Source organism: Microbacterium sp. K27 (genome assembly GCF_004794435.1).
GTDB lineage: Bacteria > Actinomycetota > Actinomycetes > Actinomycetales > Microbacteriaceae > Microbacterium > Microbacterium maritypicum_A.
In genome coordinates this window covers 1-5513 of the sequence record NZ_SSDK01000016.1, presented here as the reverse complement: position 1 = coordinate 5513, position 5513 = coordinate 1, and the positions used below count along the sequence as shown (strand labels likewise).

Here is a 5513-nt window from a genome sequence, read left to right as displayed (position 1 = left end):
TAAAAGGAGTCCGGCGGTGTCCTACTCTCCCACAGGGTCCCCCCTGCAGTACCATCGGCGCTGTGAGGCTTAGCTTCCGGGTTCGGAATGTAACCGGGCGTTTCCCTCACGCTATGGCCGCCGAAACACTATTGATGTTTCAATCAAACACATAACAAAGTCATTGTTGTTATGCGGTTCTCGACCGTACATCGAGAACCACTCAGTGGACGCGTAGCACCAACAAACGGTGTGTTATCAAGTCATCGGCTTATTAGTACCAGTCAGCTGCATGCATTACTGCACTTCCACATCTGGCCTATCAACCCAGTAGTCTGGCTGGGAGCCTCTCACCCGAAGGTATGGAAATCTCATCTTGAGGCCGGCTTCCCGCTTAGATGCTTTCAGCGGTTATCCATCCCGAACGTAGCTAATCAGCGGTGCTCCTGGCGGAACAACTGACACACCAGAGGTTCGTCCAACCCGGTCCTCTCGTACTAGGGTCAGATCCTCTCAAATTTCCTACGCGCGCAGCGGATAGGGACCGAACTGTCTCACGACGTTCTAAACCCAGCTCGCGTACCGCTTTAATGGGCGAACAGCCCAACCCTTGGGACCTACTCCAGCCCCAGGATGCGACGAGCCGACATCGAGGTGCCAAACCATGCCGTCGATATGGACTCTTGGGCAAGATCAGCCTGTTATCCCCGAGGTACCTTTTATCCGTTGAGCGACAGCGCTTCCACAAGCCACTGCCGGATCACTAGTCCCGACTTTCGTCCCTGCTCGACCTGTCAGTCTCACAGTCAAGCTCCCTTGTGCACTTACACTCGACACCTGATTGCCAACCAGGTTGAGGGAACCTTTGGGCGCCTCCGTTACTTTTTGGGAGGCAACCGCCCCAGTTAAACTACCCACCAGGCACTGTCCCTGAACCGGATTACGGTTCGAAGTTAGATATCCAGAGTGACCAGAGTGGTATTTCAACAATGACTCCACACGAACTAGCGTCCATGCTTCAAAGTCTCCCACCTATCCTACACAAGCCACACCGAACACCAATACCAAGCTGTAGTAAAGGTCACGGGGTCTTTCCGTCCTGCTGCGCGTAACGAGCATCTTTACTCGTAATGCAATTTCGCCGAGTTCGCGGTTGAGACAGTTGGGAAGTCGTTACGCCATTCGTGCAGGTCGGAACTTACCCGACAAGGAATTTCGCTACCTTAGGATGGTTATAGTTACCACCGCCGTTTACTGGGGCTTAAATTCTCAGCTTCGCCTTGCGGCTAACCGGTCCTCTTAACCTTCCAGCACCGGGCAGGCGTCAGTCCGTATACATCGTCTTGCGACTTGGCACGGACCTGTGTTTTTAGTAAACAGTCGCTACCCACTAGTCTCTGCGGCCTCCAAACGCTTTCGGGAGTAAATCCCTATACGCCGAAGGCCCCCCTTCTCCCGAAGTTACGGGGGCATTTTGCCGAGTTCCTTAACCACGATTCTCTCGATCTCCTTGGTATTCTCTACCTGACCACCTGAGTCGGTTTGGGGTACGGGCGGCTAGAACCTCGCGTCGATGCTTTTCTTGGCAGCATAGGATCACCCACTTTTTATCCGCATCGTGTCTCAGCCTATGTGAATCGCGGATTTGCCTACGACTCGGCCTACGCACTTGCACCAGGACAACCATCGCCTGGCTTGGGCTACCTTCCTGCGTCACACCTGTTAATACGCTAACCGCACCAGAATGGGGTCGTGCGCTAGGCCCAGAGCGTCACCCCGAAGGGATCAGTCACTGGGATTCAGACACTTAGCACTACTGGATTAGCTTGGGCGGTTCTTCGCCGGTACGGGAATATCAACCCGTTGTCCATCGACTACGCCTGTCGGCCTCGCCTTAGGTCCCGACTTACCCAGGGAAGATTAGCTTGACCCTGGAACCCTTGGTCTTTCGGAGGACGTGTTTCTCACACGTCATTCGCTACTCATGCCTGCATTCTCACTCGTGTAGCCTCCACGGCTGGTTTACACCGCCGCTTCGCTGGCCACACGACGCTCTCCTACCCATCAACACGGCTGGACCACGAAGGCCTACCAATAATGTCAATGCCACAACTTCGGTGGCGTGCTTGAGCCCCGTTACATTGTCGGCGCGGAATCACTTGACCAGTGAGCTATTACGCACTCTTTCAAGGGTGGCTGCTTCTAAGCCAACCTCCTGGTTGTCAAGGCAACTCCACATCCTTTCCCACTTAGCACGCGCTTTGGGACCTTAGTTGGTGGTCTGGGTTGTTTCCCTCTCGACTATGAAGCTTATCCCCCACAGTCTCACTGCTGCGCTCTCACTTACCGGCATTCGGAGTTTGGCTGACGTCAGTAACCTTGTAGGGCCCATCGGCCATCCAGTAGCTCTACCTCCGGCAAGAAACACGCAACGCTGCACCTAAATGCATTTCGGAGAGAACCAGCTATCACGAAGTTTGATTGGCCTTTCACCCCTATCCACAGCTCATCCCCTCAGTTTTCAACCTAAGTGGGTTCGGTCCTCCACGACGTCTTACCGTCGCTTCAACCTGGCCATGGATAGATCACTTCGCTTCGGGTCTAGGACATGCGACTGAATCGCCCTATTCAGACTCGCTTTCGCTACGGCTACCCCACACGGGTTAACCTCGCCACATATCGCTAACTCGCAGGCTCATTCTTCAAAAGGCACGCTGTCACCCCTACTAAGGAGGCTCCAACGGTTTGTAAGCAAACGGTTTCAGGTACTATTTCACTCCCCTCCCGGGGTACTTTTCACCTTTCCCTCACGGTACTTGTCCGCTATCGGTCATCTGGGAGTATTTAGGCTTATCAGGTGGTCCTGACAGATTCACACGGGATTTCACGGGCCCCGTGCTACTTGGGATACTCTTCGCGCCAAGAGAGGCATTTCGACTACGGGGTTGGCACCCTCTATGACCGGCCTTTCAAGACCGTTCGTCTATACCTTCTTGTAACGCCGCCACCTCGGCAGAGATGACTGAAAAGTCCCACAACCCCCAACGTGCAACGCCTGCCGGCTATCACACACGCTAGGTTTAGCCTGTTCCGGTTTCGCTCGCCACTACTAACGGAATCGCGGTTGCTTTCTCTTCCTGTGGGTACTGAGATGTTTCACTTCCCCACGTTCCCTCTACCCGCCCTATATATTCAGGCGGGAGTCACTAGGTCGGCACGCCGCCCAGCGGGGTTTCCCCATTCGGACACCCTCGGATCAAAACTTGCTTATCAGTTCCCCGAGGCTTATCGCAGATTGCTACGTCCTTCTTCGGCTCCAGATGCCAAGGCATCCACCGTTTGCTCTTAAAGACTTGAAATCACATGAGTTTGAATCAAAAACTCGACCCCATCCGAAGATGGAATCTGAAATTGACTAATGATCTTTAAGATCATCTTGTGCAACTGACCGAAGCCAGCTGCAAGATGCTCGCGTCCACTGTGTAGTTCTCAAAGTACGGGCGGTGCCCCTCTCCACAACCCCACACGGGGGAAACAGAAAGAGGCCCAGAGGTTCAGACCAGATCCCGAAAGATCCGCATCCGGTCCCTCAGGACCCAACAGCGTGCAGGTGCGACATCCGCCACCCTCCCCGTTCCAACCACCGAAGTGGCGTACTAAAGAAGAACAACATCCTTCGCACCATGTCAAATGTTCCACCCATGAGCTCCCAGCGAGAAACGAACGTTCTCGATCTGGGTTCTGGACACCCGAAAGTGTCAGATGCTCCTTAGAAAGGAGGTGATCCAGCCGCACCTTCCGGTACGGCTACCTTGTTACGACTTAGTCCTAATTACCGATCCCACCTTCGACGGCTCCCTCCACAAGGGTTAGGCCACCGGCTTCAGGTGTTACCGACTTTCATGACTTGACGGGCGGTGTGTACAAGACCCGGGAACGTATTCACCGCAGCGTTGCTGATCTGCGATTACTAGCGACTCCGACTTCATGAGGTCGAGTTGCAGACCTCAATCCGAACTGGGACCGGCTTTTTGGGATTCGCTCCACCTCGCGGTATTGCAGCCCTTTGTACCGGCCATTGTAGCATGCGTGAAGCCCAAGACATAAGGGGCATGATGATTTGACGTCATCCCCACCTTCCTCCGAGTTGACCCCGGCAGTATCCCATGAGTTCCCACCATTACGTGCTGGCAACATAGAACGAGGGTTGCGCTCGTTGCGGGACTTAACCCAACATCTCACGACACGAGCTGACGACAACCATGCACCACCTGTTTACGAGTGTCCAAAGAGTTGACCATTTCTGGCCCGTTCTCGTATATGTCAAGCCTTGGTAAGGTTCTTCGCGTTGCATCGAATTAATCCGCATGCTCCGCCGCTTGTGCGGGTCCCCGTCAATTCCTTTGAGTTTTAGCCTTGCGGCCGTACTCCCCAGGCGGGGAACTTAATGCGTTAGCTGCGTCACGGAATCCGTGGAATGGACCCCACAACTAGTTCCCAACGTTTACGGGGTGGACTACCAGGGTATCTAAGCCTGTTTGCTCCCCACCCTTTCGCTCCTCAGCGTCAGTTACGGCCCAGAGATCTGCCTTCGCCATCGGTGTTCCTCCTGATATCTGCGCATTCCACCGCTACACCAGGAATTCCAATCTCCCCTACCGCACTCTAGTCTGCCCGTACCCACTGCAGGCCGGAGGTTGAGCCTCCGGATTTCACAGCAGACGCGACAAACCGCCTACGAGCTCTTTACGCCCAATAATTCCGGATAACGCTTGCGCCCTACGTATTACCGCGGCTGCTGGCACGTAGTTAGCCGGCGCTTTTTCTGCAGGTACCGTCACTTTCGCTTCTTCCCTGCTAAAAGAGGTTTACAACCCGAAGGCCGTCGTCCCTCACGCGGCGTTGCTGCATCAGGCTTGCGCCCATTGTGCAATATTCCCCACTGCTGCCTCCCGTAGGAGTCTGGGCCGTGTCTCAGTCCCAGTGTGGCCGGTCACCCTCTCAGGCCGGCTACCCGTCGACGCCTTGGTGAGCCATTACCTCACCAACAAGCTGATAGGCCGCGAGCCCATCCCCAACCGAAATTCTTTCCAGACGCAGACCATGCGGTCACGTCACATATCCAGTATTAGACGCCGTTTCCAGCGCTTATCCCAGAGTCAGGGGCAGGTTGCTCACGTGTTACTCACCCGTTCGCCACTGATCCCACAGAGCAAGCTCCGTGTTCACCGTTCGACTTGCATGTGTTAAGCACGCCGCCAGCGTTCATCCTGAGCCAGGATCAAACTCTCCGTAAAAAAGAAATGCATACCCCACCGGGAAAACGGTGACGCAGCGAGTTTGATGCTGACCAAAGAGACAAATTCATTGCTGACTTCATCCATTGCCAACCCCACAAGGAGGTTGGTCTTTGATCCAAAGGAATTCTCAACTAGCCGAAGCTAGACGAGGATAATTTGGCATTTGACAAGTGCACGCTGTTGAGTTCTCAAGGATCGGATGCTCCCACGACCCAGCCATCACAGCCAGGCCCG

3 rRNA genes are annotated in these 5513 nt (G+C 54.5%); all 3 read right to left on the bottom strand.

The window, feature by feature from the left end:
* Positions 1-8: 8 nt before the first annotated feature.
* A 5S ribosomal RNA gene (rrf, locus tag DW307_RS00385) occupies positions 9-125 on the bottom strand.
* A 108-nt stretch (positions 126-233) separates the two neighbouring features.
* Positions 234-3338, bottom strand: a 23S ribosomal RNA gene (locus DW307_RS00380).
* A 414-nt stretch (positions 3339-3752) separates the two neighbouring features.
* Positions 3753-5276: ribosomal RNA gene (locus DW307_RS00370) — 16S ribosomal RNA — on the bottom strand.
* The 16S, 23S and 5S rRNA genes sit together here, the layout of an rRNA operon.
* Positions 5277-5513 lie beyond the last annotated feature (237 nt).